This is a genomic window from Mesorhizobium sp. M0119, assembly GCF_040322615.1.
Lineage (GTDB): Bacteria > Pseudomonadota > Alphaproteobacteria > Rhizobiales > Rhizobiaceae > Mesorhizobium.
In genome coordinates this window covers 263,614-290,004 of sequence record NZ_JAMYTU010000003.1, presented here as the reverse complement: position 1 = coordinate 290,004, position 26,391 = coordinate 263,614, and the positions used below count along the sequence as shown (strand labels likewise).

Genomic DNA, 26,391 nt, shown 5'->3' with positions numbered 1-26,391 from the left:
AAGCGGAGCCAATTTGTTACAAATCTAGACACTGACAAGTTCACCGTTCATGCGAGCACTGCCTCGACAATGGCAACAAAGTCATCGAGCGAGCGATCTCCGCGAATCTCGATGCGCGGAAGGTCGATGGGATCGCAATCGAGGTCCGCCGGCCCGTGTCTGCCGCCGAAGCCGATTCGATAGCCACACTCCTTGGCCAGCCTGCCAAGCCGTCGGTCGGTGACAGAGAAGGGTGCCGCGAACGCCGTGGTTGGCCGACCGGTCCACCGTTCGATGAACATACGAGAGCGCAGGAGCTCGGCGGCCAAGTCAGAGCTCGACAGACCATCGATCGCGCGATGCGTCGCCAGATGGCTTCCGAAGAACGCACCTTCGCCGGCGAGGCGTCGCACCGTCCCGGCGTCCATAAGCTGCGTCGGCGGGCCGCTGTAGGCGTCCCACTGTGCACTTTCACCCACCAAGTCCGTCACCAGGAACACTTCCGCGGTCAGGTCGTTCGCGCGCAAGGTCGGCCAGGCATGGTCGGCAAAGTTCTGGAAGCCGTCATCGAACGTGATGAGCACTGGGCGGCCAACGAAAGGCTGACGGTTGGCGATGAACCATTCCAGCTGCTCAGACCTAATCGCGTGAAAGCCATTGGCGCGCAGCCATGCCATTTGGCTGGCGAATAAGGCGGGCGTGAGCCGAAAACGGGCGAGCGCGGCCGGACCTTCATCGGAGACGCTGTGATACATGAGGGCAGGGATACGCTGTCGCCGCTCGCTACGTGCGACGTCGCGGCGCAAGGCCCGCGCCCCGCCCCAGACGATATTTCGCGCGACCCCGATTTCGACGGGTGCGCGGATTGGCACATGATCTATCATCGGTTCCGTCGCCACGTCGCCTGGTGACAGGCGGCGGAAGCGGTCTATGCGGTAGAGCTCGGTCTGGATCGATTGCTCGAGGACGAGGCCGTCGGTCGCTGCCAGCGTCTCTGAGATTGCTTGCGCACCGAATGTGTTCCAGTCGAAGCCCGTCCTTTCAACATTGTCTCGCAGCACGAATGCGTGCGCGCTGATGAAACTGCCGCCAGGCGCCAACGCCCCAGCGAGTTTTTTGGCGATGCGCCGCAACTCGGTGAGATCATCCAGGTAGTAGAGCGCTTCCGAACAGACGATCAGATCCATTTCGCCCGGCAGCGTGTCCGCTGAGAAATCCAGTATGCCGAACTCAACATTCGGCTGATCGCTGCATCGCGCGCGCGCCCGCCCGATGGCCACGGCGGAGATGTCAGTTGCGGTCAAATGGCCCACGCGCGGCGCCAGCTGCCGCGTGAAGTGGCCCTCCGCGCAGGCCAGCTCAAGCGCCCGTCCGATGGGAACGGCAGGCAGAATTTCGAGCTGCCGCTCATATTTTTCCTGCTCATAAGGCGAACCGTAGTTCCAGGGATCCTCGGTCGCGAAATGGCGATTCCAGAAAGACGTGCGATCACTGTCGTGCCCATCCGCGGCCCGTGCACGGCGCGGCGCTGCAAAAGGCTCTTTAGTTTCGGCGCTCGACCGAACCAGCGCCTGCGCTTCCGCGGCCAATCCCGCGAGTTTGCCGAAGTGGCTGTCCCGATCAGACCGGCGTCCCGCTATGGACAACAATGCCTCGGCTGCAAACATGTTTGACTTGTCGGCACCGGCGCCCTTTTGCGGTGCATGTACAGGCGATCGCCTCGCAAGTCGCGCGGCACTGTGCATAAGCCGCTCAGGGGGCACGAAATTCAGGATCAATTCAATCCAATGACGCCTTGTCACTTTCCCGAGTACGCCGAACTGCACGAGAGCCTCGATCTGGCCATCCATCATCAGATAGGCATAGATTTGATCGATTCCTTCCGGAAGTTCGGTCGAGGCCGGATTTCGCGCGTCGACACGAATTCCAAGTGTGCGCGCCAGCCTGCGCGGCGCGGCAAGATCGTCGACATCGAGCAGCATCTGCTCAAGCTGATACTGCACGCGGCCAGCCGCGTCGGGATTGTTCCAGACCTTGCCGAGTTCGGTGATCAACTCGGTGAGGGAGCCGCCGAACCTTTCCCACCTGGCAGCCAATTGCGCTGGCACCGACAGGCTTCCTGCCATAAGGCCATCGACGGCCACCTTGGCGATCTCACGCGCCCATTTCCGCCCTGGTGGGAGCGCGCGCAGGGACTGCGGGTTGATCGAGCGCGAGCCGCAGCCGCAATCCGATGCGGCGTTCCACAACGCGAACCACGCGAGTGCTTCTGAAGCGGTGCCGCCGTTCGCCGAAATCGCTCCATTGGCGTGCGCCGATGCCGGGTGTTTGACCCTGGGATCAGGAGAAAAGCCGCGGGCGATCACGATTTCCGCATCTGCCAGCATCTGCGCCGAATTGCGGCTGAGCGCATTGGGGCTGGCCCGATAGAAAGCGAGCGGCTCGTCGACCATCACCCAATCTTTGCCCAGACGTGCGAGGCGCTGCCACAGGTCCCAGTCCTCGCAGGTGCGCAGAGACACATCGAAACCGCCCAACTCGACAATTATCGCCCGGTCGACCAGCAGCGCGTGAGTGCGAATGGCGCACCGGCGGGCGAATGTTTCGAATGGCTGGATCGCGACCTCCGTTGCGATGCTCGCCGGGGTGAGTTCGCCATCGGGCATCACGCGCCGGGAACCGCAATAGGCGGCCACAGCATCGGGAGCGGATTTCAGTGCGGCCAGCATTTTCGCAAGGAAGCTGGCATCCACCCAATCGTCCGCATCCAGAAACATAAGCCAGCGGCCGCGCGCTGTCGAAATCCCGCTATTGCGCGCGCCGGCGGGGCTATGCGCACAAGACCTCAACGTCCGAAATCGGGCATCGTGCTCTACATAACCGGCGATGATCGCGGGGGTGCGGTCCGTGGAGGCGTCGTCGACGATGATCGCCTCCCAATCCACTATTTCCTGATCGAGAAGGCAATCGAGAGCGCGCGCCAGCGTTACCTCTGCGTTGTGCGCAGGAACCACGATTGAAACCAAGGGATCATGCGCCACGCCGTCTTACCCGCGCCTGGTTCGAGGTAGAACAAGATGTGTTGATCTTTCTCGGCGTAGGCCGTCACAATCGACGCCGATCAGTCCGTCGACCCATCGTCCATCACCACTATATCCAGTATCTGGCAGGTCTGCCGGCGGATGCCGGCAAGCGTTGCGCCGACGGGTTGCTCGGCATTGAACATCGGTACCACACCGCCTTGCGGTAGCATTGTCCTGAATCATCGAGCTTTCGTCTTCTTCGGCAAGAGTCGGCAAATGTCAAAAACCGGATAACGGCATCGGCTGGCAGCACTGCCCTGTCAAGACAAGGGCGAATTAGAGGCGGGCAAAAAAGACTTGAAGACAGGCTGAATGGCAGCGCGCATGCCCGACGGCTTAGAACTGAGGTCGATGCGCCAGGGCATCTCCGCTCTCGCATTTCATCTGCAAAAAGATGATCGCGGGCGAAGACGCAAGCTGATCCGGATCGAGCCGCATGTCGAAATCTACCCGAATGAGGACGTACGAACCGACTTAAGCCGAGAAGATTCCGGCTTGCGGGTCGGCAATTTTGCTGGCAAGTTTATGAGTTGCTAAATTAGCGCTGTGACAATGTTCAAAAGGAGGGGCATGGGATGGCCAAGGAATCTTCGAGTACCGCTTCGTCGGCAAATAAAGCGGACGCAAATCTGATAAGTAATGCAGACGGGAGCGGGCTGACCTTCATGGCGGGCCAGGCTCGCGAAAGCGGGGCCCCCGGCGACGCTGTAGGTGTCGACAAGATACGTGATCTGCTGTTCGGCAACCAGATGCAGGACTATGACCGCCGCTTTTCCAAACTTGAAGAACGGGTCTTGCAGCGCTTCAAGGATGTCGAATCCGAGGCCAAGCGCAATCTTGAAATGTACGAGTCAAATGCAAAGAAGCAGGTCGACTCGCTTGCGGCGCAATTGCGGAACGAAAAAGACGCGCGAGCCGACGCCGACAAGGAGATTGATCGGAATCTTCGCGAGCAAAATCAGGCGCTCGAAAAGCAGGTGCGCGCGTTGTCGGATCAGTTGAGCGAGCTTGAGCGGGAAGTTGCGGACCGGATAAATCGAAACGATCATTTGCTGCGTGAGGAAATCAAGCAAAAGAATGAAAGCATTCAGATGCTGATGGAGAAAATGTTTTCCGATCTCGGCAATGTCAAGACCGACCGAAATCTTTTGGCTGGCCTGTTTGTCGAGGTTGCAAAATGTCTAAATCAGGATCCCGTCGGCAGCAAGAACAACTCGGAGCGTAACTGGAAAGTGAGTTGATCGGAACTTGACGTCGACTGTCGACCCAATCAGCCTTCCGCAAAGAGCAGCTTCGAACGATACAGAGATTGATCGCGAGGCTCTGGCTCGCCTTTTGATCGAAATTGCCCGGAACGTTGATCCAGACTATCGTGCGCGTCTCGACGGAATCCCAACCGCCGACCCTCGCATGGAAACGCTGCGCCAGCTGCTGGTCGGCCGCGAAATTTCGGAGCTTTCACGAGTTACGCACCTGCTCGACGAACCCGAGCAGCTTGCGGCTGCAGTAGGGAGCGTTCTCCCCAGTGCAGCCGCACGTGTGCCTCATGCGCAACTCGGAGAGGCCCTTGCCCCAGCTGTCGAGAGGGCCGTGCAACGGTCCATCCAGAAGAGCCCGCGTACGCTTACGGACATATTGTATCCGGTGTTTCTGCCGGCTATTCGCAAGTCGATCGGCGAAAAGATCGACCAGACCTTTCAATCGCTGAATGAAACTTTAAGACATATTTTTACCTGGCATGGGCTCAAGTGGAGACTTGAAGCCTGGAGAACAGGAGCAAGCTTCTCAGAAGTTGTTCTTAAGCATTCTCTTGTCTATCGTGTAGAACATGTCTTTCTTATCAATCGCAATTCCGGGCTTTTGATAGCGCATGTAACTGCTGACAATGCAACTAGCGAAGACCCCCAACTCATTTCTTCTATGCTTAGTGCAATTCAAGATTTTGTAAAAGACTCATTTAACGAGAAAGAACAGAGCGGCCTGGACACTATCCGTTTCGGGGAGCTTCGTCTCTGGTCGGAAGTTGGACCGTTTGCGACCTTGGTTGCGGTGATCCGGGGAAATCCGCCGGAGGAATTACATGAAATAATTCGCGATGTATTGCTTCGCATCCATGATGAATGCTCACAGGCTCTAGAGCAGTTTGACGGCGACAGTTCGCAGTTGGCCGGCGTAGAGACGCAGTTGCAGACCTGCGTTGAACTGAAGCAGGAGGAATCAAACCAGGGATTTCCGTGGCTGGTCGTGGCTGCAGTCCTGCTGGTTTTGATTCCGGCAGGCGGTTGGTTCTTTCTTTCCTGGCAATCCGGGCAGCGCTGGCAGGCGTATGTGTCGCGACTGGGGACCCAGCCGGGCATCATCGTTGCCGAACAAAAGGTGCGCGATGGCCAATTCTATATTGCCGGCCTGAGAGACCCGCTTGCCGCCGACCCGCAGTCGCTGTTGGCCGGAACGCAGGTCGATCCCGCCCGCGTTCATTCACGCTGGCAATTCTATCAGAGTCTTGAGCCGGAGTTCGTGTTGAAGCGGCTAACGGCGTCGCTGGCTCCGCCGGATTCAGTACGACTTTCGATCGTCGATGATCGCATCGTTGCCGAGGGGGAGGCTCCCGACACCTGGATAGATCGGGCGCGCGCAGCGGCCCGACAACTTTCGGCAGGCGGACCGGAATTCGACATCTCCAGGGTTCGTGATGTGAGTCCCGAAGCACGCGCGGCGGAGCGCTGGCAGGCCTATGTGTCGCGACTGGGGAGCCAGCAGGGCATCATCGTTGCCGAACAAAAGGTGCGCGATGGCCAATTCTATATTGCCGGCCTGAGAGACCCGCTTGCCGCCGACCCGCAGTCGCTGTTGGCCGGAATGCAGGTCGATCCCGCCCGCGTTCATTCACGCTGGCAATTCTATCAGAGTCTTGATCCGGAGTTCGTGTTAAAGCGGCTAACGGCGTCGCTGGTTCCGCCGGATTCAGTACGACTTTGGATCGTCGAGGATCGCATCGTTGCCGAGGGTGAGGCTCCCGACACCTGGATAGATCGCGCACGCGCAGCGGCCCGACAGCTTTCGGCAGGCGGACCGGAATTCGACATCTCCAGAGTTCGTGATGTGAGCCCCGAAGCACGCGCGACGGAGCACTGGCAGACTTATGTGTCGCGACTGGAAGCCCAACCGGGAATCATCGTCGCCCAACAAACGGCGAGGGGCGGATATTTCTATATTTCCGGCCTGAGAGACCCGCTTGCCGCCGACCCGCAGGCTCTGCTGTCCGGAACGGAGGTCGATCCCGCCCGCGTTCATTCGCAGTGGCAATTCTATCAGAGCCTTGATCCGGAGTTCGTGTTGAAGCGGCTGATGGTGTCGCTGGTTCCGCCGGATTCAGTACGACTTTCGATCGTCGAGGATCGCATCGTTGCCGAGGGTGAGGCTCCCGACACCTGGATAGATCGCGCACGCGCAGCGGCCCGACAGCTTTCGGCAGGCGGACCGGAATTCGACATCTCCAGAGTTCGTGATGTGAGCCCCGAAGCACGCGCGACGGAGCACTGGCAGACTTATGTGTCGCGACTGGAGGCCCAAGCGGGAATCATCGTCGCCCAACAAACGGCGAGGGGTGGACATTTCTATATTTCCGGCCTGAGAGACCCGCAGGCCGCCGACCCGCAGGCTCTGCTGTCCGGAACAGGGGTTGATCCTGCTCGCGTTCATTCCCAGTGGCAATTCTATCAGAGCCTTGATCCGAAGTTCGTGCTGAAGCGGCTGGTAGCGTCTCTGGCTCCGCCGAAATCGGTTCGGCTTATGATCATCAAGGATCGCATCGTTGCCCAGGGTGAGGCTCCTGCCGCCTGGATAGATCGGGCGCGGCTCGCCGCCCAACAGCTGTCCGCGGACGGACTCTCTCTAGAAATCTCCGAGCTGCGTGAGTTGACCCCTCCGGAACTCACTCATTTGAGGGAGGCTATTCAAGCGGTCGACATTTTCTTCGATTCTGGCAAGGCTGTACCGGGACCAGAGCAACTGCCGGTTCTCGACAAATTGGCGAATCAGTTGAAGCAATTGGCCAAGGACGCCCGCAAGGCAGGCGTAACAGCACAGTTCATGTTGACCGGCCATTCGGACGAGACGGGCCGTGAAACGGCCAAATTGTCCATCAGCGCCGCCCGCGCGGAAACAGTTCGTGCGCTTCTCAAGAAGCGCGGCGTCGATCCGGAATTGCTCTTGGTTCGCGGCGCGGGCACCTTTGAGCCAGCGGAGACTGAAAATAGCCGAACCGGGAGCTCGGCCAATCGCAGAGTTTCGGTTACGGTAAACTTCCACTAGGGCGGAGCCCAGGATATTGCAAAAGAAGATCTGCATGTTGGGCGGGTTCGCTGTCGGAAAGACGAGTCTGGTTCGCAGGTTTGTGCAAAGCATCTTTTCCGAAACCTACTTGACCACGGTGGGAGTGAAAATCGACAAGAAGAGTGTCGCATTCCCGGACAAGACCGTGGATCTGATTTTGTGGGATTTGGCCGGCGAAGACGATATCGGCTCATTTCGCGTCAGCTATGTGCGAGGTGCCAGCGGGCTCGTGCTTGTCGTCGATGGAACGCGCGCCGCCACTCTTGCCGTGGCGCTCACGCTGCGCGAGCGGGCCGAGGCCGAATTCGGCGCTATGCCGTTTGTATTGCTGTTCAACAAATCCGATCTGGCCGATCGGTGGGCAATATCGGATAGTGAAATTAACGAACTGAGGCAACTTGGATGGCAAATCTATCTAACAAGTGCGCTTTCGGGTGAACATGTTGATGATGCGTTTCGTCAGCTTGCTTCGATGGTTAGCAAATAGACCATGCATGAATTGCCAAGAGAAGTCAGAAGCTGGATTTACGATTTCTTCTACAACGAGCGCTCCGTCGCATATCTGAAAATCGACGCCCAGCTTCGCATAGCTGCGAAGGGCGGCAGCGTCAAACATTACGGACTCTCATCACTTCGCATTGGTAAGCCTGTTGCCGAGCAGCTTGAATTCATGGAAGGTTTGCTGCCCTGCCCGGAGCTTCCATACCATATGGCCATGGTCGAACTGCCCAGCGGGCGTGTCGCGGACCTCCATCTTTTTGCTGACAATGCCTACGTGTGGCTGCTCTTTCTTGACGCCACTGCCGAACGCGACAATAGGCAGCGACTTCAACAGAAGGCTTATGAAATGACGCTCCTGCAAGAGAGGGAGCGTCAACTCAACGAGAAATTACAATCGATGAACGAGGCGTTGAGGGCGAGCCAAGAGGGATTGTCGCGTGAATACCAGCGCGCCGAAGCCCTGCTCCTCAACATTCTTCCGGCGTCTATCGCGGAGCGGCTAAAAGCGCACGAAGAAATTGCAGACAACTACGCAGAGGTGAGTGTTCTTTTTGCCGACATCGTCGGTTTTACGGAAAGAGCGCGGAACGTCGGAGCCGTGACGACGCTCGCTATTTTAAATTACTTCTTCAAGGCGGCGGATCTGCTCTCGGAGCGATACGGCTGCGAAAAGATCAAGACAATCGGCGATTGTGTGATGGTGGTCGCTGGCCTACCCGCCGCGCGATCCGATCATGCGGAAGCCCTTGCGCACTATGCACTTGAACTGCGGAAGGCGGTTAAGCGCGAACGCTTCGCAGGAGAACCGATAAGACTCAGAATTGGAATTCACTCAGGACCAATCGTGGCGGGCGTCATAGGCAAAAGGCGGTTTGCCTATGACCTATGGGGCGACACCGTTAATCTCGCCGCACGTATCCAAACATCCGCGGAGCCCGATGAAATCCGTATTTCGGATGCAACCTATCAACTGCTTGGACCAAATTTTGCTTGCGATCCACTCGCGGAAACGGAATTGCGTGGTACAGGTCGTGTGCGAATGTGGCGGCTCCCGGCCTGATTTGCCGCATGGCAGTGCCGACCCTGGAGCGCGTTGCATCTCAAGCAACATCATGGTTTCGAATGTCCGCAGCGGTGCGCGAAGCAGTCGACCACCGAGCGACCGATGCCCAGTTCATAGAACGGCCGGAGGCCTGGGCCGAGGTCGGAATGCCCTGCCCCGCGGCCAAATAAACACCGCCAAGTACCCGGCGCAACAGTCTGGCTCGGAACGATGACGTCTTGCACCGCAACATCGGTTTCTTCAAGGTAGGGCAACAACGGACATAGATGTCGTTGCTCGCCGATCTGACCGGAAGGTTAACAGCACGATGCCACTCATGACTCGACGATTGGGAGCCAGGAACCTGGCGCGCCCGGCACGGCGTCTCGGAGACCTGACTGCGATGTTTGCCCTGATTGCCAGACCGCTCGTCTTTGGGATCGCCCTTTTGTTGGCTGGTCAGGCGCAGGCGCAGGCGCCGGCGACGGTCCCGCCTGAAAGGGTCAAACAGCTATTCGAGCTTCTCGACGATCCGTCAGTGAAGGCCTGGGTGGCCGAACAGCGAAATCAGGACGCCGGGTCAACGGGAGCGCCTGCCGAGGCAGGAGCTTCGCCGGCCGACGCATCGTCCGACGCCGTCGCCGCACCCGGCCAGATGAATACGATGGCATCCTCGACGCTCGATCGGATCAGGCATCATATCGAAAGAATCGTGCGAACTTTGCCCTTGCTGCCAGGCCAGTTCGCGCGCGTTCGGGCAGAGACGATGGAGGATATGTCCAGCAAAGGGTCTGCCGGCGTATTTGTGCTGATTGCGATGTTCATCGCTGCCGGCCTGGCACTCACTTGGGCAACGTACAAGTTCACCCGTCCATTTCGTCTTTGGATTATCGCTCAACCGAAGGATACGCCCGTTGGGCGAGCCAAGAAGATTGGGGGGCGCGCGCTTTATTCCAGCATGCTGATCGTCTCTTTCGCACTGGGCAGCGCCGGCGCGTTCATGTTGTTCGATTGGCCAATGCTTATCCGCGAGATTGTACTGACATTTCTGATGGCGGCGGTCGTTACATGGGGTGTGCGCATGTACGTCATGGCCATGCTCGTCCCTTCCTTCATGAACGTCGAGAACGCCGTCGAGGTTCGTGCTTTGCCGATCACCAACGAAGCGGCTGACCATTGGTCCTATTGGCTACCTCGGATCGTCGGCGTCTTCGCCTTCTTCGGCGCCGCGTTTATCCTCTTGCCAGGTCTCGGCATCGATCAGGACGGAATGATCGTCCTGTCACTGGGCGCCGATTTCGTGCTGCTGTTGCTCCTGCTGCTCGCCATTTGGCGTCGGCCAAGAACGCAGCGAGACGGTGCGCGCCACATCGGTCACACGGAAGCGACATGGCTATTGGCTGCTTATTTCGTCGTCCTGTTCCTGCAGCGTATCGCCGGCCTTTATACATACTTCTGGTTCACCTTCGCCGCATTCTTCCTGCCTTTGGCAATCGTGGTGACGCAGCGCGGGGTTAATTTCGTTCTGCGGCCAGGTTCGGAAGATGTCGGCCGGCCTACGATCCCGGCGGTGACGATCGCTGTCATCGATCGCGGAATCCGAATGATTTACATCCTAGCGGCGGCTTACTTTCTCGCACGTGTCTGGGGTCTGGACATGCAATCTATGCGGGACAGCGATACGACGACGACGTTCATATTGCGCGGCTTGATCAATGTCGTGGTCATTGCCCTCGCAGCCGATTTCGGCTGGTCGATCATCAAAGCTTTGATCGAACGAAAGCTGGGCATCGAAATACCGCACCCTGTGATCAGCGACGAGGACGTCCCGATCCTCGATCCGCAGCAGGCGCGGCTGCACACGCTCTTGCCGATCCTCCAGAACATTCTGCTCGCATCGATCATCGTGATGGCGGTGCTTATGATGCTCGCCTCGCTAGGTATCCAGATTGGCCCATTGATCGCCGGCGCCGGCGTCGTCGGCGTCGCCGTGGGCTTTGGGGCACAAACCATCGTCAAGGACGTCATTTCAGGCGTGTTTTTTCTGCTCGATGATGCGTTTCGTGTTGGCGAATACATTTCATCGGGCAATTACAAGGGTACTGTGGAAAGCTTTTCGCTGCGCTCGGTGAAGCTGCGCCACCATCGTGGTCCGCTGTTCACGGTACCTTTCGGTGAACTCGGGGCAGTCCAGAACCAGAGCCGTGACTGGGTTATCGACAAATTCAACATCACCGTTGGCTATGACACCGATATCGACTTCGCTCGCAAGCTGATCAAGCGGATCGGCCTCGAACTGGCGGAAGATCCCGAGTTCAAACACTGGGTGCTCGACCCGATCAAGATGCAGGGCGTACAGGAGTTCGGCGAATACGGCATCGTATTGAGGGTCAAGGCCACAACCAAACCAGGAGGCGCCTTCGGTATGAAACGCAAATTCTATGTACGCCTCCGCCAAGTCTTCAAGGAGCAGGGCATCGAACTTCCATTTCCAACGGTCCAGGTCCAGGGGCTACAGAACCCACATGGGGCAGAGAATGCGCCGTTGGAGATCACACCCGAGTTGAAAATGGCCGTCGCGCAGTCGCACACTATTCGGCGCAGAAAAAAAGCTAGCACAACGGAGTAGGAAAGCTGTGACACCTGACGGTCACAACGCGGCTTTCCGCGCATCGCCCGTGGCAGGGATACTCTTCTATCTTCAACCGTTAAGACGAAAAACATACCGTCACGAGCCTCACCGACCCTGACGGTACCTTGAAAAATTCGGCCGGCAGTATGCCGGAGTCCGTTAGACGTGGCGTTGGCGTCAAACTCTACATGCCGATAGATGCCGAACGCCAACGAACGGATCTATTTCAATGCTTTGTAGCGAGGCAGTTCCCAAAAAAGACCGTCGCGAGGCTGCCTACAACCAGAGTCGGTCGCGAGTTTTATGTCGGGCTGCGTAGTTGATACAGCGGTACGCTCGAGACAGCGCCATCGGCTACCTGCCGCGCATCAGTCGCGCGATATGGACAGCCCCGCGAGAAGCGGAGCGTACGCGGCGAGCCTGCGGGATACGAACTCCGTGAAGAGCCGCACGCGCTTCGTCTTGCGTGTCTCCCCCTGTGTGAGAAGCCAGAGCGTTCCGTACATGTGCAGGTCGGTGCCCGGCACCCTCACCAGTAGGGGGTCGGCATCTCCGACGAAGCACGGCAGTGTCGTCATCCCGAGCCCTTGCCGTACTGCAACGATCTGCGCCTCGCCGTCCGTGGTCCTGAACGGAACCCCCGTGGTGCGAACCTCACCCTCGCTGGCCCAATCCGGAATTCCATGAATGCTTATGACGATCCACCGGATGGGATCAGGCGCGCCCGCACGCCATGCGGCTAGTCGATCGCAGGACATGTAGACGCCGCCGAACAGCTCCGGTCCCTTCAGGCCGTGAAGATTGAGCGGCAGGGTTTTGCGGTCGTAGACGACGCGGATCGCGACGTCGGCCTCTCGGTTGGTCAGATTTGCCAGCTCGCCGGACGACAAGATTTCCATCTCGATGTCCGGATGCAGACGCGCGAAATCGGCGAAGTCCGGCATGAGCAGGTGTGTCGCGAGGGTCGGAGCCAACGTCACCCGCAGAAGCCCGCGCACGCTCTGGTCGCGCCCGAAGACGCGCGTCTCCAGCTGGTGCGACGACGCTTCCATCTGGTTCGCGAGCTCGAGGACCTCCTCGCCCGCAGCCGTCAGGCGGTAGCCCGAAGGCAGCTTTTCGAACATCTGCGCCCCGAGGCGTTCCTCGAGCTGTGCGATGCGTCGCAGCACGGTCGAGTGATTCACTCCGAGGCGCTCGGCGGCGGCCCGCACTGAGCCTCTGCGCGCGACGGCAAGAAAGTAGCGAACGTCATCCCAGTCGATCATGGTGCAATCCCGCACCGCGCGGTGCGCCTTCCAAAGCCCGTATCTAACACATCGAACAGCAGTACGGGCGGTCATCATCGCCTATGTCGACGAGCGCGGCGGCCCAATTCCGAACGGCGGACACCGATCGTCGCGGCTGGCGTCCAGCCGGATCGATTTTGCACCACCGATGTGCGTGCTTCCGCACTCAACAACTGACGCCGGCGGACCCATTTCGAGGTTCTCGGAGGCAGATGCTGTCCCGACAACACGAAAGGAGAAGTCATGGGAAAGCTTGAGGGTAAGTTTGCAGTCGTCACGGGTGGATCGAGCGGCATGGCGCTGGCGAGCGCCAAGCGGTTCGTAGAAGAAGGCGCCTATGTTTTCATCACGGGCCGGAGACAGGAGGCGCTGGACGAGGCCGTCAAGCTGATCGGCCGGAACGTGACCGGCGTGCGCGGCGACGCGGCCAATCTCGACGACCTCGACCGCCCGTTCGATACGGTCAAGCGGGTAAAGGGCAAGATCGACATCCTGTACGCGAGCGCCGGCACGGGCGAGGCCGCCCCACTGGGCGAGATTACCGAGCAGCACTTCGATGCGGCCTTCAACCTGAATGCGCGCGGCACGCTGTTTACGGTTCAGAAGGCGTTGCCGCTGTTCAACGATGGCGGATCGATCTTCATGACCGGGTCAGTTGCTTCGATCAAAGGTTTTCCGGGTTACAGCGTGTATGCGGCGAGCAAGGCGACGTTGCACGCATTCGCACGCGGTTGGCTCAACGAACTGAAGGGCAGGAATATCCGGGTGAACGTGCTGCACCCGGGGCCGATCGCCACACCGATGCAGGACCAAGTCCTCACCGAGGAGGCGAAGCAGATGTTCGAATCCCTGATCCCGCGGGGAAAGATGGGGCGTCCTGAGGAAATTGCGGCGGCCGCGGTGTTTCTTGCTTCCGACGATTCGAGCTTCGTGAATGGGGTGAAATTGTCGGTCGACGGCGGCTTCTCGGCCATCTGACATCGCGCCGAATCGCGGGAAGCGGCTGACCGGCGGGAACTAGCGCGTCCATGGTGGAACGACCACGCAAAGGTCGCCACACAGCAGAACGGATAACCCAGCGCCGTTGAAGGCCGGGGAATCAAGACCAAGACGGATCGGAGAAGTATTATGAGCTACGCTATTGTAGGATTCGGTAAGATAGGCCAGGCCCTCGCCCACGCCTTCGCCCGTAAAAACATCGACGTGACCGTCGCGAGCCGCCGGCCGCCCGAGGCGTTGGCGCCGCAGGCTCGGGCGATTGGACCCACGGTCGTCGCCAAGTCGCTGCGGGATGCACTCGAGGCCGACACAATCATCTTGGCGGTCCCGTTCGGGGAGCATCGCGAGGTTGCGAAGGTCCTGCCGAGCTGGAAAGGCAAGACGGTCATCGACGCGATGAACGCGTTTCCAGTCCCTGAAGAGCTGGACGGTCTCCCGTCCTCCGCGTTCGTCGCGAAGGCGTTCACCGGCGCCAAGCTCGTGAAAGGGTTCAATCACCTGATTGCGGCCACCCTGGCTGCCGATCCGATCGTCGAGGGCGGCCACCGGGTCGTCTTTCTGTCCAGCGACGACGAGGACGCGACCGTTCCCGTGGCGGCCTTGGCCAAACAACTCGGGTTCGCACCCGTCAAGCTGGGAAAGCTCAACGAGGGTGGCGCGCTGGTGCACGCACGCGGCCGCACTTGGGGCCAGCTCATCTTCCAGGATTTGTTCAAGAAGGAGCAGTGACCGATGTATGACCATGTGATTTGGCCCGAGCGATATGATCCGAAAACGTCGGCCATCTACGCACTCAACGACATTGACGTGAAGGCGCCGCCTGAAGTGGTCTGGAAGCTGCTCGTCGATGCCGAGAATTGGTCGAGCTACTTTCCCGCCGAAGATCAGGTCAAGATCCTGACCGGCAAGCCGGAACTGGCGCTTGAAACCAGATACAGCCGGGTGACGGTTGGCTTTCCGATGAGTCTGGTCGTGACGGAGTGTGAACCCCTCCGCAGGCTCGCGTGGGCGACGACCGTCGATGGCGACGAGACCGGCTCGAGCGCGTACCACGGCTGGGTCATCACTCCTACGGTCGATGGCTGCCATGTGCTGACCGAAGAAACGCAGCAGGGCCCTTGGTTCCTTGAGGAACTCGGGCGCAAGCATCCCGGTGCACTCTACCGCTATCACCAGGAATGGGTCGAAAGCCTCGCCCGCGCTGCGGAGGCGGAAGTGGTAAGCAAGGCAACGTGATGCGCTTGTCTTGAGGCCTGGCCCGTTGCTTGGGCCGCAACGCTTTCGACCGAACAGTACTGGGCCTGCCTTCGTCCGAATATTGTCGGTACTCAACAGACGACGGGCGCTTCCAGCCTGGATCGGCGGATGATCACCCACCTACCATTGGAGATAAATGATATGAATATTGAACTTAGGGGCCGCAAGGCGATTGTCACCGGATCCACCGCCGGTATCGGCCGCGCGACGGCGGAGGGGTTGGCCCATGCCGGTGCATCGGTCGTCGTCAACGGCCGTGGGAATACCCGGGTCGACGAGGCGGTGCGGCAGATGCGGCAGGCCTTTCCCGGAAGCGACATCTCGGGCATCGCCGCCGATCTTGCGACAGCGGAGGGTGCCGAGGCCTTGATCGCGCAGGCGCCGGACGCCGATATCCTTGTGAACAATGTTGGTACGGCTCACATCCGGAGCTACAGTGGCGTCGAGGACATCGCGAAGATCCCCGACGAGGACTGGCTTGGCCTCTTCCAGTTGAACGTAATGAGTGGCGTGCGCGTGACCCGTCATTACCTGCCGCGGATGGTGGCGAAAGGTTGGGGCCGCGTCGTGTTTGTAAGTAGCGAGTCCGCAGTCAACATCCCCAAGGAAATGCTCGACTACGGCATGACCAAGACCGCCCAACTCGCGGTCTCGCGCGGGCTCGCCGAGGCGGTCGCGGGCACGGGTGTCACAATCAACGCCGTCCTGCCGGGACCTACCCGCTCTGAGATCCTGGGCGACTTCATGGCGAAGCAGGCTGACGCAAACGGAATCACGCAGCAGGAGGCCGAACGGGGCTTCTTGAAGGCGATGCGTCCGACCACCCTCATCCAACGCTTCGCGACCACCGATGAGGTGGCCAACATGATCATCTACGCATGCTCGGAGCAGGCTTCGGCGACAACCGGTGCGGCTTTGCGGGTGGATGGCGGCGTGGTCCGCTTCGTCGCGTAGCTGCCGAGACGGTTATGGCGCCAATGGCGCCGACCAGCGGACGGTCGACACCAGCGGCTGAGCGTCCCTTGAGTTTCTCCTGCCCGGTGTCTTCAGGCCGAATGCTGGCCGTGACCTTCACCTGTTTCTCGACACACCCTGCAACAGGTCGAGGAAGGCGCGCACAGCGGGATTGGCGCGCCGGCTTTCCGGCCAGACCGCTGTGATATTGTGTCGCTCGACCGCATGGTTGGAAAGCACCGGCACCAATTCGCTGCGCGCGACATGGGGCGCCGCTATGAAGTTTGCGCTGATGCCGATGCCGCCGCCTGCAACCAGCGTTGCGATCAGCGCTTCGCTCGCGTCCACGACAATGCCGGATGGAGGCATGATTTCGATTTCGCGATCGCCGACACGGAAAGGCCAGCGCAACACTTGGCCGCTGCTTTGATAGCGCAGGGTCACAGTGTCGTGTCCTTCCAGTTCGTCCGGATGCGAAGGAGTGCCCCGTGCGGCCAGATAGGCTGGCGACGCGAAGCAGCAGAGCCAATGCGGTGCGAACTGGCGCGACAACAGCCGCGAGTCAGCGAGATCGCCGATCCGCACCGCAATGTCGATTCGCTCTTCAATGATATCGACGAACTGGTCGCTCAAGCGAAGGTCGACTGCGACCTTGGGGTGCAGCCGGCGAAAACTCGGCAGTGTGGGTGCGATCATATGGATGCCGATCGGCAGTGAGGTGGCGATCCGCAGAGTGCCTGACGGTTCCGAGCGCGCCATCATCGCCAGCTGCTCGATCTCCTCTGCTTCGCGCAGCAGCCTAAGCGCGCGCTCATGCAGGTCGCGCCCTTCTGGTGTGAGGGTCAGCGAGCGGGTCGTGCGGGTAATGAGGGATATGCCCAGGTTCTGCTCCAGCCGCTGGATGCTTTTGCTGATAGCTGAGGGCGAAATCGACAAGGATCGGGCGGCCGCGGTGAAGCTGCCCATCGACCCGACACGGGCAAAGGCGATCAGCCCCGTTAGCCTTTCAAGTGCTATTTGTTCCTTCATGGAATTACTAAAGCGAATTCGAGCATAATTATCAATCTTGTACGATTTGACTACATCACGTTCAACCTTGGACACACCTAACGGAGTGATGATGAGCGATGTGATGAAAGCAGTCCGTCTGCACGAGTTCGGCGGTCCAGACTTGTTGCGCTACGAGAATGCGCCCCGCCCCGCTGCGACGCCGGGTGAGGTTCTGGTCCGGGTCCACGCGGTCGGCCTCAATCCGCCGGACTGGTATCTGCGGGGTGGCTACCGGTCGCTCCCTCCGGAGTGGCAACCTTATCCCGCCTTTCCGCTGATCCTCGGATCGGACATGTCGGGCGTTGTCGAGGCTGTCGCCAGTGACGTGCGGGGCGTTGGCGTCGGCGACGAAGTCTATGCCATGGTGCGTTTCCCAGAGCATGTCATGGAAGGCAGCAAAGCCTATGCCGAGTATGTCAGCGTGCCAGCTTCGCAGCTGGCGCGGAAACCAGCCAACATCAATCATGTCCATGCGGCCGGCGCGCCCATGTCGCTGCTCACCGCCTGGCAGTTCCTGATCGAGTTGGGTCACGACGAACCCAACCCGTTCCAATCGTTCACGCATGTGCCGGTGCCCCTTGAGGGCAAGACGGTTCTCGTCAACGGCGCCGGAGGTGGCGTCGGGCATTTGGCCGTGCAACTCGCAAAATGGAAGGGTGCGCGTGTCATTGCCGTGGCATCGGGCAAGAATCGGGGTCTGATGGGCGACCTCGGCATCGATCAATTCATCGATTACACCAGAACGTCGGCCGACGAGGTCGTGCGCGATGTTGATCTCGTCCTTGATGCCGTCGGCGGTCCGGACACCGGCCGCTTCCTCCGCACCTTGAAGCGGGGTGGTGCCCTGCTACCGGTGTACCCGCTTGGCTTTACCGGCCACGACGAAGCCGAAACGCGTGGTATCACGGTTTCGACCACGCAGGTCCGTTCGAATGGCGCACAACTAGCGCAAGCCTCTCGCCTGCTGGACGATGGCACCGTCCGCATCGTCATCGACAGCACGTTCCCCCTCGCCGAGGCGGCAAGAGCACACGAGCGCGCCGCTCGCGGGAACATCCAGGGCAAGATCGTCCTGACCGTTGCATAATCGAAAGGATGGGGAAGTCTCAGGGGAAAAAACGATGCTTATCGTGACCGGATATGTCCACGTCGAACCATCCGCGGTGGCCGAGTTCGTCACCGATATCGAGGCGCTTGCGCACAGTGCCAAGCAGCGTGACGGGGGCCTGTTCTACGCTGTTGCCGTGGATGGTCGTGCCGCCGGCCGTCTGCTCGTCGCAGAGCGGTGGAGAGATCAAGCATCCCTCACTGCTCATCTTCATGCGCCCGAAACTCTGACATTCGTGGAGCGGTGGCGGGACCGGATGAGAGGCGACCTCCGCAAATACAACGCGGCGAACGAACGGACGCTCTTCGATGAATAGCGGCGTTATCTTATGTTCTATACACCCGCCGGGAGTGAGATCCGGACTGGAACGGCAACTGCGGCAGCGAAAATCGCTGCGGAGACACCTACTGCCGCCGCTTCCCTTCACTCCCACTCGATAGTGCCTGGCGGTTTGCTCGTCACGTCGTAGACGACGCGGTTGATGCCCCGCACCTCGTTGATGATGCGGGTGGCGGCTGCTCCCAGGAATGCCATGTCGTAGTGGTAGAAATCCGCGGTCATGCCATCGACCGAGGTGACGGCACGCAGCGCGCAGACGAATTCGTAGGTGCGGCCGTCGCCCATCACGCCGACGGTCTGCACCGGCAGCAGCACGGCGAAGGCCTGCCAGATGGCATCGTAGAGCCCGGCCTTGCGGATCTCGTCGAGATAGATGGCGTCGGCCTCGCGCAGGATCTCCAGCTTTTCGCGGGTAATGCCGCCCGGGCAGCGGATGGCGAGACCGGGACCGGGGAATGGATGCCGACCGATGAAGCTGTCGGGCAGGCCGAGCTCCTTGCCGAGCGCCCTCACCTCGTCCTTGAACAATTCGCGCAGCGGCTCGACCAGCTGCATGTTCATGCGTTCGGGCAAGCCGCCGACATTGTGGTGCGACTTGATGGTCACCGACGGTCCGCCGGTGAAAGAGACGCTTTCGATGACGTCGGGATAGAGGGTGCCTTGCGCCAGGAAATCGGCGCCGCCGAGCTTCTCGGCCTCCTCTTCGAACACTTCGATGAACAGCCGGCCGATGGTCTTGCGCTTCCTCTCGGGGTCGGCCTCGCCCTCCAATGCCGAGATAAACCGGTCCGAAGCATCGACCAGGATCAGCGGCAGATTGTAGTGCTGGCGAAACATCTCAACCACGCCGGCCGCCTCGTCCTTGCGCATCAGCCCGTGGTCGACGAGGATGCAGGTGAGCTGGTCGCCGACCGCCTCGTGGATCAGCAGGGCCGCGACCGAGGAATCGACGCCGCCCGACAGTGCGCAGATCACCTTGCCCTTGCCGACCTGTTTGCGGATCGTCTCGACCGCGTGCTCGCGATAGGCGCGCATCGTCCAGTCGCCTTCGATGCCGGCGATGTTGTGGACGAAGTTTTGGAGCAGCCTGGCGCCGTCCGGCGTATGCACCACTTCGGGGTGGAACATGAGGCCGTACATCTTGCGCTCGACATCGCCGAAGATGGCGAAGGGCGAGCCCTCCGATTTTCCGAGCACCTCGAACCCCTTCGGCAGGGTGATGACGCGGTCGCCATGGCTCATCCATACCTGGTGGCGCTGGCCGGGCGCCCAAAGGCCCTCGAACAGCGCGCTGTCCTTGGCGATCTCGACGAAGGCGCGGCCGAATTCGCGATGGTCGGAGCTTTCGGCGACGCCGCCCATCTGCACGCACATCGCCATCTGGCCGTAGCAGATGCCGAGCACCGGCACGCCGGCATCGAAGACGATCTGCGGCGCGCGCGGGCTGCCGATGTCGCTGGTCGAGGCCGGGCCGCCGGACAGGATCACCGCCTTCGGGTTGATGCGCTTGAACGCCGCCTCGGCCGACTGGAAGGGCACGATCTCGGAAAAGACGCCGGCCTCGCGGATGCGGCGGGCGATCAGCTGGGTGAACTGGCTGCCGAAATCGACAATCAGGACGGTGTCGGGATGATTGGCTGTTTTCATGGCGAGCGTTTAGAGAAAGAAACGAGTCGGCGCAATGGGCTGCGAGGCCTCTCTCTCACTCCGATTCCGCATCTTCACGCGACAGATCAAACTCGATCGCGCCGGAGGCGATCGCCTGTTCCAGCAGTTGCACCGCCGCGGCCAGCTTCTCGTCGATGACGTGCAGATATTCGGTCCAGTCGCCAACGTGTCTCAGATCGGCCGCGCCGTCGGAAATGCCGCGCAGGCCGATAAGCGGCACGTCGAACAGCTGGCAGGCGCGCAGGCAGGCGAAGGTTTCCATATCGACCATATCAGCCGCGATTGCGTCGTAGGCGGCGCCGGTGACTATTGCCGCCCCGGTCGACAGCGTCGCCGGCCTGATGCCTGGTATGCTGAACGGCAGCGGCACGCTGACAGGCAGGTCGAGAAACGGCGTGGCGCCTTTCTCGAACCCCAGGGGCGAAGCGTCCATATCGCGGTAGGCGACTGAAACGGCCTGGTAGATCTCCGTCTGCTCCAGCGTCCGGCTGCCCGCCGACCCGAGCGACACGACGAGATCCGGCAGCGCGTTTTCGGCCGCCCGCCGGGACAGTTCCGCGCCGAGCCCGACACCGGCCTCGACCGGCCCGACGCCGGTCAGCAGCGGCGTGAACAGCCGTTGCAGGTGTGGACCGTATTCGGCCTCGGCCGCCATGACGAAAAGAACGGATCTGCCGGACAGGCGAGACACTTTACCGGTCACGACGATCTACTCCTTTTCTGGCCCTACCACTGGAGCCGGAAGGTAAGAAGGGCGACGTGCCCTCACCGGCCCCCGGCCCTTCGCTATGGCTCCGGGCGTTCGTCGCTCGAGAAGCCCATTTAGGGGCTTTTCGTCCGCTGCGCGGACGCTCCTCACCCCTCGATACCGTCGCGGCCGAGCACCGTCATCATCGTTCCGGTCATTGTGGCGATCAGCTTGGCCTCGCCGTCGATGGCGAACGCATAGGCCTGGCCGTCGGCGACGATAATGGTGCGGCCGGGCTTGGTCACCGAGCCGCGGAACAGAAAACGCTCGCCCCGGCCGGGCGCCAGCAGATTGACCTTGAACTCGATGGTCAGCACGCCGGAATTTTCCGGCATCAGCGAGAATGCCGCATAGCCGCAGGCCGAGTCGAGAGCCGTCGAAATGACGCCGGCATGAAGAAAGCCGTGCTGCTGGGTCAGTGCCGCAGAATAGGGCATTTCGATCTCGATAATGCCGGGCGTCACCAGCGTCAGCTCGGCGCCAATGGTCATCATCGCGTTCTGGCGCGCAAAGGACGTCCTGACGCGGTCCTCATAATCGGGAGCAGGAACGATCTTTGCTGCCATGGCCGTCGACCTTCGTTTCTCGACAAATCTTATTGCAAAGGCATTTATCGCAGAGGGGTGGGCGGCAGGCAATCGCAAATGCTGCACTGCAGCAATTGGCTAAACCTGCTGATAAGAAGCGAGATCGGCGACATCCGGCAACCGTTCAGCCGGCACGCCGCAGCGCGCAGAAGTAAAAGCCGTCGGTGCCGCTCAGCAACGGCGACAGCGAGATGCCGCCCGCAGCGCCAATACGCACTGCCGCTTCGTGGCCCGCAAAACGGTTGTCCCAAAGCTGGCGGTGATCGACCGGGACAAAACCGGCGCGGCGATCCCGGAAGGCCGAAACCTGATCGCCATTCTCCTCGTCGAACACCGAACAGGTGATATAGACCAGCAGGCCGCCGGGTTTGACGAAGTCCCTGGCGGCATCGAGGATCGTCTCCTGCTCGCCCTTGCGGGCGTCGAGCTGCCTCTGCGTCAGCCGCCATTTGGCATCCGGCCGGCGCCGCCACGTGCCGCTGCCGGTGCAGGGCGCATCGATCAGGACGATGTCCATATGCTTGCCGAGCGGCGCGAGCTCCGCCGGCTTGGTGACGATCTGCACATTGCGGTTTTCCGAGCGGCGGATGCGGTCGAAGATCGGCGCCAGCCTTGCCTTCTCGGCATCGTGGGCGAAGACCTGGCCGCGATTGTCCATCGCCGCGGACAGCGCCAGCGTCTTGCCGCCGGCGCCGGCGCAAAAGTCGAGCACCTGCATGCCAGGTTCGGCGCCGGCCAGTTCGGCCGCAATCTGGGAACCCTCGTCCTGAACCTCGAACCAGCCTTTCTGGAAGGCCGGCTCGGCCTGCACGTTCGGGTGCCTGCCGTCGCCTTCGATCGGCGGGATGCGGATGCCGTGTGGCGCGATCCGGGCGGGCTTGGCGCCGGTCTCCGCCAATTCGGCCAGCACCTTGCCACGATCGGCCTTCAGCGTGTTGACCCTGAGGTCGAGCGGCGGGCGAGTGCCAAGCGCGGCACCCTCTTCCACCCAGGCCGTGCCGAACGCCCGTTCGAACAGCGGCATGCACCAGTCGGGGATGTCTGCCCTGACAGCCGGCGGCGCATCGGCAAGGCGGCGAGCCGCAAGCGCTGTTAGTTCGTCGGCGTTCAGCAGCGGCGGCGCGAACTTGTCGCCCTCGAGCGCCTCGTTCAGCGACTGCGCCGTCTGGCCCCATTCGAGCAGCAGCGCGCCGAAGCCGATGGCGCGCGGCGTGTCCTCGCCCAACAGCCAGCCAGCCGAGCGCTTGCGACGCAGCGCGTCATAGACGATGTTGCCGATCGCGGCGCGGTCGCCGCCACCAGCGAAGCGGTGCGACAGGCCCCAGTCCTTCAGCGCATCGGCCACCGGCCGGTGACGCCGGCCAATGTCGTCAAGCACTTCGATGGCTGCCGCCAGCCGCCCGCCCAGTCTCATTGTCGTCTTCCATTACTCAGCAAAATAAAATCCGGCCCTGCTCTTAGAGCTTTTCGTGTCCTGATTGAAACAGTTCTGTTTCCCCGACGGCGAGACAATCCATGCAAGGGGGTGACGATGTGGGTTGGTGCATCGCGAGCCGCCGCCACCAAGCGGGCGTCGGCATGCGGAACCAAATAATTCGATCAATATATTACAAGTCTCTAATGTGCTTGTCTGACACGCACAAGCACGCCGACTGGTGCAACTGCTCTGCTTTGCAACTTTTGCGGTTGCGAATACTCTTTGCGCGGTGATTCGCGTCGCAGAAAAAGGCGGAGCCGCGGGTCGATACGAGGAGAGGGCAATGAAGACTTATCTGGCGGAAGTTCTAGGCACGTTTCTATTGGTGTTCATCGGCACGGCTTCGGTGGTGACGGGCGGCTTCGGCGGCGCGCTGCCGCTTGGCCAGGAAGGTATCGGTCTGGCGTTCGGCATCGGCCTCATTGCGGCGGCCTATGCGATCGGCCCGATTTCGGGCGCGCACCTCAATCCGGCGGTGACGCTCGGCGTGTTTCTTGCCGGGCGGATGCCGGCCAGGGATGTCATTCCCTACTGGATCGCGCAGATCATCGGCGCCATCATCGCGTCGCTGGCACTGTGGATCATCGTCTCCGGACAGGTCGGCGGCCACACCGGCGGCTTCGGCGCCAATGGCTGGGACGTGACGAAATGGGGCGTCAGCTCGGCCTTCCTGTGGGAGCTGATCGGCACCTTCACCTTCGTCACGGTGATCCTCGGCGTCACCAACGCCAAGCACGCGACGACCTTTGCCGGCCTGGTCATCGGCCTGACGCTGGCGGGCCTGCACTTCGCCATCATTCCGGTGACCGGCACGTCGCTCAACCCGGCCCGTTCGATCGGACCGGCGCTGTTTTCGGGAACTGCGGCGATCGGCCAGCTCTGGCTGTTCATCGTCGCGCCGCTGATCGGCGGCGCCATCGCCGGCGTCGTTGCCAAGGCCGAAATCTTCGAGAAATACTGACTTTTCGAAAGCTTCAATACGAAAAAGGCGCGGGTCCGGCCCGCGCCTTTTTTGTTGGCATCACTTGCCGGTTTCAGGAGCGGGCAAGGTCAAAACGGTCGGCGTTCATCACCTTGGTCCAGGCCGCAACGAAATCCCTGGCGAACTTCTGCCCGGCGTCGGCCGAGCCGTAGACCTCGGCAAGCGCACGCAATTGCGCGTGCGAGCCGAAGATCAGGTCCGCCCGGGTGCCGGTCCACTTGACTGTCCTGGTCTTGCGGTCGCGCGCTTCGTAGACTTCATCGGAGCCGGCGGCCGGATCCCAGACCGTGTTCATGGAGAGCAGGTTGACGAAGAAATCGTTGGTCAACGTGCCCGGCCTGTCGGTGAACACGCCGTGCTTCGACTGGCCGGTGTTGGCGCCGAGCACCCGCAAGCCGCCGACGAGCACCGTCATCTCCGGCGCCGTCAAGGTCAGCAGCTGCGCCCGGTCGACCAGCATCGCCTCGACCGACATCGGCGGCCTGCCCCTGACATAATTGCGGAAGCCATCGACTTTCGGCTCGAGCGCGGCGAAGGACTGGACATCGGTCTGCTCCTGCGAAGCGTCCATGCGGCCCGGCGTGAACGGCACCTTGACGTCATGGCCGCCGTCTTTGGCCGCCTTCTCGACCGCGGCGACGCCGCCGAGAACGATCAGGTCGGCAAGCGAGACCTTCTTGCCGCCGGACTGCGAAGCATTGAACTCCTTCTGGATGCCTTCAAGCTTTTCTAGCACCTTGGCCAGCTGCGCCGGCTGGTTGACCTCCCAATCCTTCTGCGGCGCCAGGCGGATGCGGGCGCCGTTGGCGCCGCCGCGCTTGTCGGAGCCGCGGAAAGTCGAGGCCGAGGCCCAGGCGGTCGAGACCAGTTCGGACACGGACAGGCCGGAGGCCAGGATCTTCGCCTTCAGCGAGGCGATGTCCTGTTCGCTGACCAGCTCGTGGTCGACTGCCGGGATCGGATCCTGCCAGATCAGCTCTTCCTTCGGCACGAGCGGGCCGAGATAGCGGACGGCGGGACCCATGTCGCGATGGGTCAGCTTGAACCAGGCGCGGGCGAAGGCATCGGCGAACTGGTCCGGATTCTGGTGGAAACGCCGCGAGATCTTCTCGTAGGCCGGGTCGACGCGCAGCGCGAGGTCGGTGGTCAGCATAGCCGGCGCGCGGCGCTTCGAGGCATCGTGCGCGTCCGGCACGGTGCCTGCACCGGCGCCGCCCTTCGGCGTCCACTGATGGGCGCCGGCCGGGCTCTTGGTCAGCTCCCATTCGTAGTTGAACAGATTGTCGAAGAAGTTGTTGCTCCATTTGGTCGGCGTCGTGGTCCAGGTCACCTCGAGGCCCGAGGTGATGGCGTCGCCGGCAATGCCGGTGGCATGTTTGCTCGACCAGCCGAGGCCCTGCGCCTCGATGCCGGCGCCTTCCGGCTCCGCCCCGACCAGCGATGCATCACCGGCGCCATGGGTCTTGCCGAAAGTGTGGCCGCCGGCGATGAGCGCCACGGTTTCCTCGTCGTTCATGGCCATGCGGGCGAAGGTTTCGCGGATGTCGCGCGCCGCGGCCAATGGATCGGGCGTGCCGTTCGGCCCTTCCGGGTTGACGTAGATCAGTCCCATCTGCACGGCGCCGAAATGGCCCTGAAGTTCGCGGTCGCCGGAATAGCGCTCGTCGGCGAGCCACTTGGTTTCCGACCCCCAGTCGACGTCCTGCTCGGGCTCCCAGACATCGGCGCGGCCGCCGGCGAAGCCGAAGGTCTTGAAGCCCATCGATTCCAGCGCGACGTTGCCGGTGAGGATCAACAGGTCGGCCCAGGAGATTTTCCTGCCGTATTTCTGCTTGATCGGCCACAGCAGCCGGCGCGCCTTGTCGAGGTTGGCATTGTCCGGCCAGCTGTTGAGCGGCGCGAAACGCTGCTGGCCGGCGCCGGCGCCGCCACGGCCGTCGCCGATGCGATAGGTGCCGGCGCTGTGCCAGGCCATGCGGATGAAGAGCGGGCCGTAATGGCCGAAATCGGCCGGCCACCAATCCTGCGAATCGGTCATCACCTGGTGCAGATCCCTGATCACCGCGTCGAGATCGAGGCTCTTGAATTCCTTGGCGTAGTCGAAGTCCTCGTCCATCGGGTCCGAGAGGCTGGACTGCTGGTGGAGGACGGCAAGGTCGAGCTGGTTCGGCCACCAGTCACGGTTGCTCCTCCTAGCCGATCCATGTGGGACCGGGCATTTGCCGGCGCTGTTGTCGTCGGTTTTCGCGTCCATCTTTGCCTCCGATTTTGTTGATTTTCCGGGATTTTGTTGATTTTCCGGGCAGGGCCAGCGGCCGCGCCATTCTGGAACGGTTCCAGACTAGCCCGCCCAGCCGATAAAGA

22 protein-coding genes are annotated in these 26,391 nt (G+C 61.2%); 13 read left to right on the top strand and 9 right to left on the bottom strand.

Annotated features, from left to right (window positions below):
* Positions 1-47: 47 nt before the first annotated feature.
* Both NKJ40_RS05020 and NKJ40_RS05015 read right to left on the bottom strand, forming a co-directional pair.
* Positions 48-3,020 carry a trifunctional glycosyltransferase/class I SAM-dependent methyltransferase/polysaccharide deacetylase gene (locus NKJ40_RS05020; RefSeq protein WP_352465077.1) on the bottom strand — a complete coding sequence of 991 codons (2,973 nt, stop codon included), beginning with the start codon at positions 3,018-3,020 and terminating at the stop codon, positions 48-50.
* An 80-nt stretch (positions 3,021-3,100) separates the two neighbouring features.
* Entirely contained in the window at positions 3,101-3,232 is a 132-nt protein-coding gene (locus NKJ40_RS05015) for a glycosyltransferase (protein ID WP_352465076.1), read from the bottom strand.
* Positions 3,233-3,374: 142 nt separating this feature from the next.
* Here NKJ40_RS05015 and NKJ40_RS05010 point away from each other — a divergent pair, with 142 nt between their 5' ends.
* The 6 genes from NKJ40_RS05010 (at position 3,375) to NKJ40_RS04985 (ending at position 11,569) form a co-directional block, all read left to right on the top strand.
* The gene (locus NKJ40_RS05010) at positions 3,375-3,599 is read left to right on the top strand and encodes a hypothetical protein (RefSeq protein ID WP_352465074.1); all 225 of its coding nucleotides are present in this window, start codon (positions 3,375-3,377) and stop codon (positions 3,597-3,599) included.
* Positions 3,600-3,637: 38 nt separating this feature from the next.
* Positions 3,638-4,303, top strand: a complete 666-nt coding sequence (locus NKJ40_RS05005; protein WP_352465073.1) for a DUF3450 domain-containing protein — start codon at positions 3,638-3,640, stop codon at positions 4,301-4,303.
* A gap of 94 nt (positions 4,304-4,397) precedes the next feature.
* Positions 4,398-7,376 (top strand): OmpA family protein, encoded by a 2,979-nt coding sequence (locus tag NKJ40_RS05000; protein WP_352465071.1) that lies wholly within the window; start codon positions 4,398-4,400, stop codon positions 7,374-7,376.
* Positions 7,377-7,392: 16 nt separating this feature from the next.
* Entirely contained in the window at positions 7,393-7,884 is a 492-nt protein-coding gene (locus NKJ40_RS04995) for a Rab family GTPase (protein ID WP_245525621.1), read from the top strand.
* Between the two features lie 3 nt (positions 7,885-7,887).
* Positions 7,888-8,958 (top strand): adenylate/guanylate cyclase domain-containing protein, encoded by a 1,071-nt coding sequence (locus NKJ40_RS04990; RefSeq protein ID WP_352465069.1) that lies wholly within the window; start codon positions 7,888-7,890, stop codon positions 8,956-8,958.
* 385 nt (positions 8,959-9,343) lie between these two features.
* Positions 9,344-11,569, top strand: a complete 2,226-nt coding sequence (locus NKJ40_RS04985) for a mechanosensitive ion channel family protein (RefSeq protein ID WP_352465068.1) — start codon at positions 9,344-9,346, stop codon at positions 11,567-11,569.
* Between the two features lie 371 nt (positions 11,570-11,940).
* Here the strand turns inward: NKJ40_RS04985 and NKJ40_RS04980 are convergent, their stop codons facing one another.
* Positions 11,941-12,837 carry a LysR family transcriptional regulator gene (locus NKJ40_RS04980; RefSeq protein WP_352465067.1) on the bottom strand — a complete coding sequence of 299 codons (897 nt, stop codon included), beginning with the start codon at positions 12,835-12,837 and terminating at the stop codon, positions 11,941-11,943.
* 264 nt (positions 12,838-13,101) lie between these two features.
* Here NKJ40_RS04980 and NKJ40_RS04975 point away from each other — a divergent pair, with 264 nt between their 5' ends.
* The 4 genes from NKJ40_RS04975 (at position 13,102) to NKJ40_RS04960 (ending at position 16,068) form a co-directional block, all read left to right on the top strand.
* Positions 13,102-13,836, top strand: coding sequence for an SDR family NAD(P)-dependent oxidoreductase (locus NKJ40_RS04975; RefSeq protein WP_352465066.1), 735 nt, complete (start codon positions 13,102-13,104; stop codon positions 13,834-13,836).
* A 150-nt stretch (positions 13,837-13,986) separates the two neighbouring features.
* Positions 13,987-14,586, top strand: a complete 600-nt coding sequence (locus NKJ40_RS04970; protein ID WP_352465065.1) for an NADPH-dependent F420 reductase — start codon at positions 13,987-13,989, stop codon at positions 14,584-14,586.
* Between the two features lie 3 nt (positions 14,587-14,589).
* Positions 14,590-15,093, top strand: coding sequence for an SRPBCC domain-containing protein (locus tag NKJ40_RS04965; RefSeq protein ID WP_352465064.1), 504 nt, complete (start codon positions 14,590-14,592; stop codon positions 15,091-15,093).
* 162 nt (positions 15,094-15,255) lie between these two features.
* Positions 15,256-16,068 (top strand): SDR family NAD(P)-dependent oxidoreductase, encoded by an 813-nt coding sequence (locus NKJ40_RS04960; protein ID WP_352465063.1) that lies wholly within the window; start codon positions 15,256-15,258, stop codon positions 16,066-16,068.
* A gap of 117 nt (positions 16,069-16,185) precedes the next feature.
* Here the strand turns inward: NKJ40_RS04960 and NKJ40_RS04955 are convergent, their stop codons facing one another.
* Positions 16,186-17,097: a LysR family transcriptional regulator gene (locus NKJ40_RS04955; RefSeq protein ID WP_352465100.1), complete on the bottom strand. Its 912-nt coding sequence runs from the start codon at positions 17,095-17,097 to the stop codon at positions 16,186-16,188.
* An 88-nt stretch (positions 17,098-17,185) separates the two neighbouring features.
* Here NKJ40_RS04955 and NKJ40_RS04950 point away from each other — a divergent pair, with 88 nt between their 5' ends.
* Positions 17,186-18,205, top strand: a complete 1,020-nt coding sequence (locus NKJ40_RS04950; protein WP_352465062.1) for an NADP-dependent oxidoreductase — start codon at positions 17,186-17,188, stop codon at positions 18,203-18,205.
* A 34-nt stretch (positions 18,206-18,239) separates the two neighbouring features.
* Positions 18,240-18,542 (top strand): putative quinol monooxygenase, encoded by a 303-nt coding sequence (locus NKJ40_RS04945; protein ID WP_352465061.1) that lies wholly within the window; start codon positions 18,240-18,242, stop codon positions 18,540-18,542.
* A gap of 107 nt (positions 18,543-18,649) precedes the next feature.
* Here NKJ40_RS04945 and guaA read toward each other — a convergent pair whose 3' ends face one another.
* The 4 genes from guaA to NKJ40_RS04925 all read right to left on the bottom strand — a co-directional run bounded on the left by guaA (position 18,650) and on the right by NKJ40_RS04925 (position 22,982).
* On the bottom strand, positions 18,650-20,212 hold the full coding sequence (guaA, locus tag NKJ40_RS04940; RefSeq protein WP_352465060.1) for a glutamine-hydrolyzing GMP synthase: 1,563 nt from the start codon (positions 20,210-20,212) through the stop codon (positions 18,650-18,652).
* Positions 20,213-20,267: 55 nt separating this feature from the next.
* Positions 20,268-20,936 (bottom strand): 5'-methylthioadenosine/S-adenosylhomocysteine nucleosidase, encoded by a 669-nt coding sequence (locus NKJ40_RS04935; protein ID WP_352465059.1) that lies wholly within the window; start codon positions 20,934-20,936, stop codon positions 20,268-20,270.
* 152 nt (positions 20,937-21,088) lie between these two features.
* Positions 21,089-21,547 (bottom strand): PaaI family thioesterase, encoded by a 459-nt coding sequence (locus NKJ40_RS04930; protein ID WP_352465058.1) that lies wholly within the window; start codon positions 21,545-21,547, stop codon positions 21,089-21,091.
* A gap of 145 nt (positions 21,548-21,692) precedes the next feature.
* Positions 21,693-22,982 carry an RsmB/NOP family class I SAM-dependent RNA methyltransferase gene (locus tag NKJ40_RS04925; protein ID WP_352465057.1) on the bottom strand — a complete coding sequence of 430 codons (1,290 nt, stop codon included), beginning with the start codon at positions 22,980-22,982 and terminating at the stop codon, positions 21,693-21,695.
* 346 nt (positions 22,983-23,328) lie between these two features.
* Between NKJ40_RS04925 and NKJ40_RS04920 the strand changes: the two genes are divergently transcribed.
* Complete coding sequence (locus NKJ40_RS04920; protein WP_352465055.1) at positions 23,329-24,006, top strand: MIP/aquaporin family protein; 678 nt, start codon at positions 23,329-23,331, stop codon at positions 24,004-24,006.
* Between the two features lie 73 nt (positions 24,007-24,079).
* Here the strand turns inward: NKJ40_RS04920 and katG are convergent, their stop codons facing one another.
* Positions 24,080-26,281: a catalase/peroxidase HPI gene (gene katG / locus NKJ40_RS04915; protein WP_352465054.1), complete on the bottom strand. Its 2,202-nt coding sequence runs from the start codon at positions 26,279-26,281 to the stop codon at positions 24,080-24,082.
* Positions 26,282-26,391 lie beyond the last annotated feature (110 nt).

Bases quoted from the DNA above. Each gene is read 5' to 3' on its own strand.
- NKJ40_RS04950 (WP_352465062.1), top strand. From the start codon at position 17,186: ATGATGAGCGATGTGATGAAAGCAGTCCGTCTGCACGAGTTCGGCGGT.
- NKJ40_RS04930 (WP_352465058.1), bottom strand. From the start codon at position 21,547: ATGGCAGCAAAGATCGTTCCTGCTCCCGATTATGAGGACCGCGTCAGG.
- NKJ40_RS04945 (WP_352465061.1), top strand. From the start codon at position 18,240: ATGCTTATCGTGACCGGATATGTCCACGTCGAACCATCCGCGGTGGCC.
- NKJ40_RS04990 (WP_352465069.1), top strand. From the start codon at position 7,888: ATGCATGAATTGCCAAGAGAAGTCAGAAGCTGGATTTACGATTTCTTC.
- NKJ40_RS04960 (WP_352465063.1), top strand. From the start codon at position 15,256: ATGAATATTGAACTTAGGGGCCGCAAGGCGATTGTCACCGGATCCACC.
- NKJ40_RS04925 (WP_352465057.1), bottom strand. From the start codon at position 22,982: ATGAGACTGGGCGGGCGGCTGGCGGCAGCCATCGAAGTGCTTGACGAC.
- NKJ40_RS05010 (WP_352465074.1), top strand. From the start codon at position 3,375: ATGGCAGCGCGCATGCCCGACGGCTTAGAACTGAGGTCGATGCGCCAG.
- katG (WP_352465054.1), bottom strand. From the start codon at position 26,281: ATGGACGCGAAAACCGACGACAACAGCGCCGGCAAATGCCCGGTCCCA.
- NKJ40_RS04985 (WP_352465068.1), top strand. From the start codon at position 9,344: ATGTTTGCCCTGATTGCCAGACCGCTCGTCTTTGGGATCGCCCTTTTG.
- NKJ40_RS04920 (WP_352465055.1), top strand. From the start codon at position 23,329: ATGAAGACTTATCTGGCGGAAGTTCTAGGCACGTTTCTATTGGTGTTC.
- NKJ40_RS05015 (WP_352465076.1), bottom strand. From the start codon at position 3,232: ATGCTACCGCAAGGCGGTGTGGTACCGATGTTCAATGCCGAGCAACCC.
- NKJ40_RS04975 (WP_352465066.1), top strand. From the start codon at position 13,102: ATGGGAAAGCTTGAGGGTAAGTTTGCAGTCGTCACGGGTGGATCGAGC.
- NKJ40_RS04965 (WP_352465064.1), top strand. From the start codon at position 14,590: ATGTATGACCATGTGATTTGGCCCGAGCGATATGATCCGAAAACGTCG.
- NKJ40_RS04970 (WP_352465065.1), top strand. From the start codon at position 13,987: ATGAGCTACGCTATTGTAGGATTCGGTAAGATAGGCCAGGCCCTCGCC.
- NKJ40_RS05005 (WP_352465073.1), top strand. From the start codon at position 3,638: ATGGCCAAGGAATCTTCGAGTACCGCTTCGTCGGCAAATAAAGCGGAC.
- NKJ40_RS04980 (WP_352465067.1), bottom strand. From the start codon at position 12,837: ATGATCGACTGGGATGACGTTCGCTACTTTCTTGCCGTCGCGCGCAGA.
- NKJ40_RS04955 (WP_352465100.1), bottom strand. From the start codon at position 17,097: ATGAAGGAACAAATAGCACTTGAAAGGCTAACGGGGCTGATCGCCTTT.
- guaA (WP_352465060.1), bottom strand. From the start codon at position 20,212: ATGAAAACAGCCAATCATCCCGACACCGTCCTGATTGTCGATTTCGGC.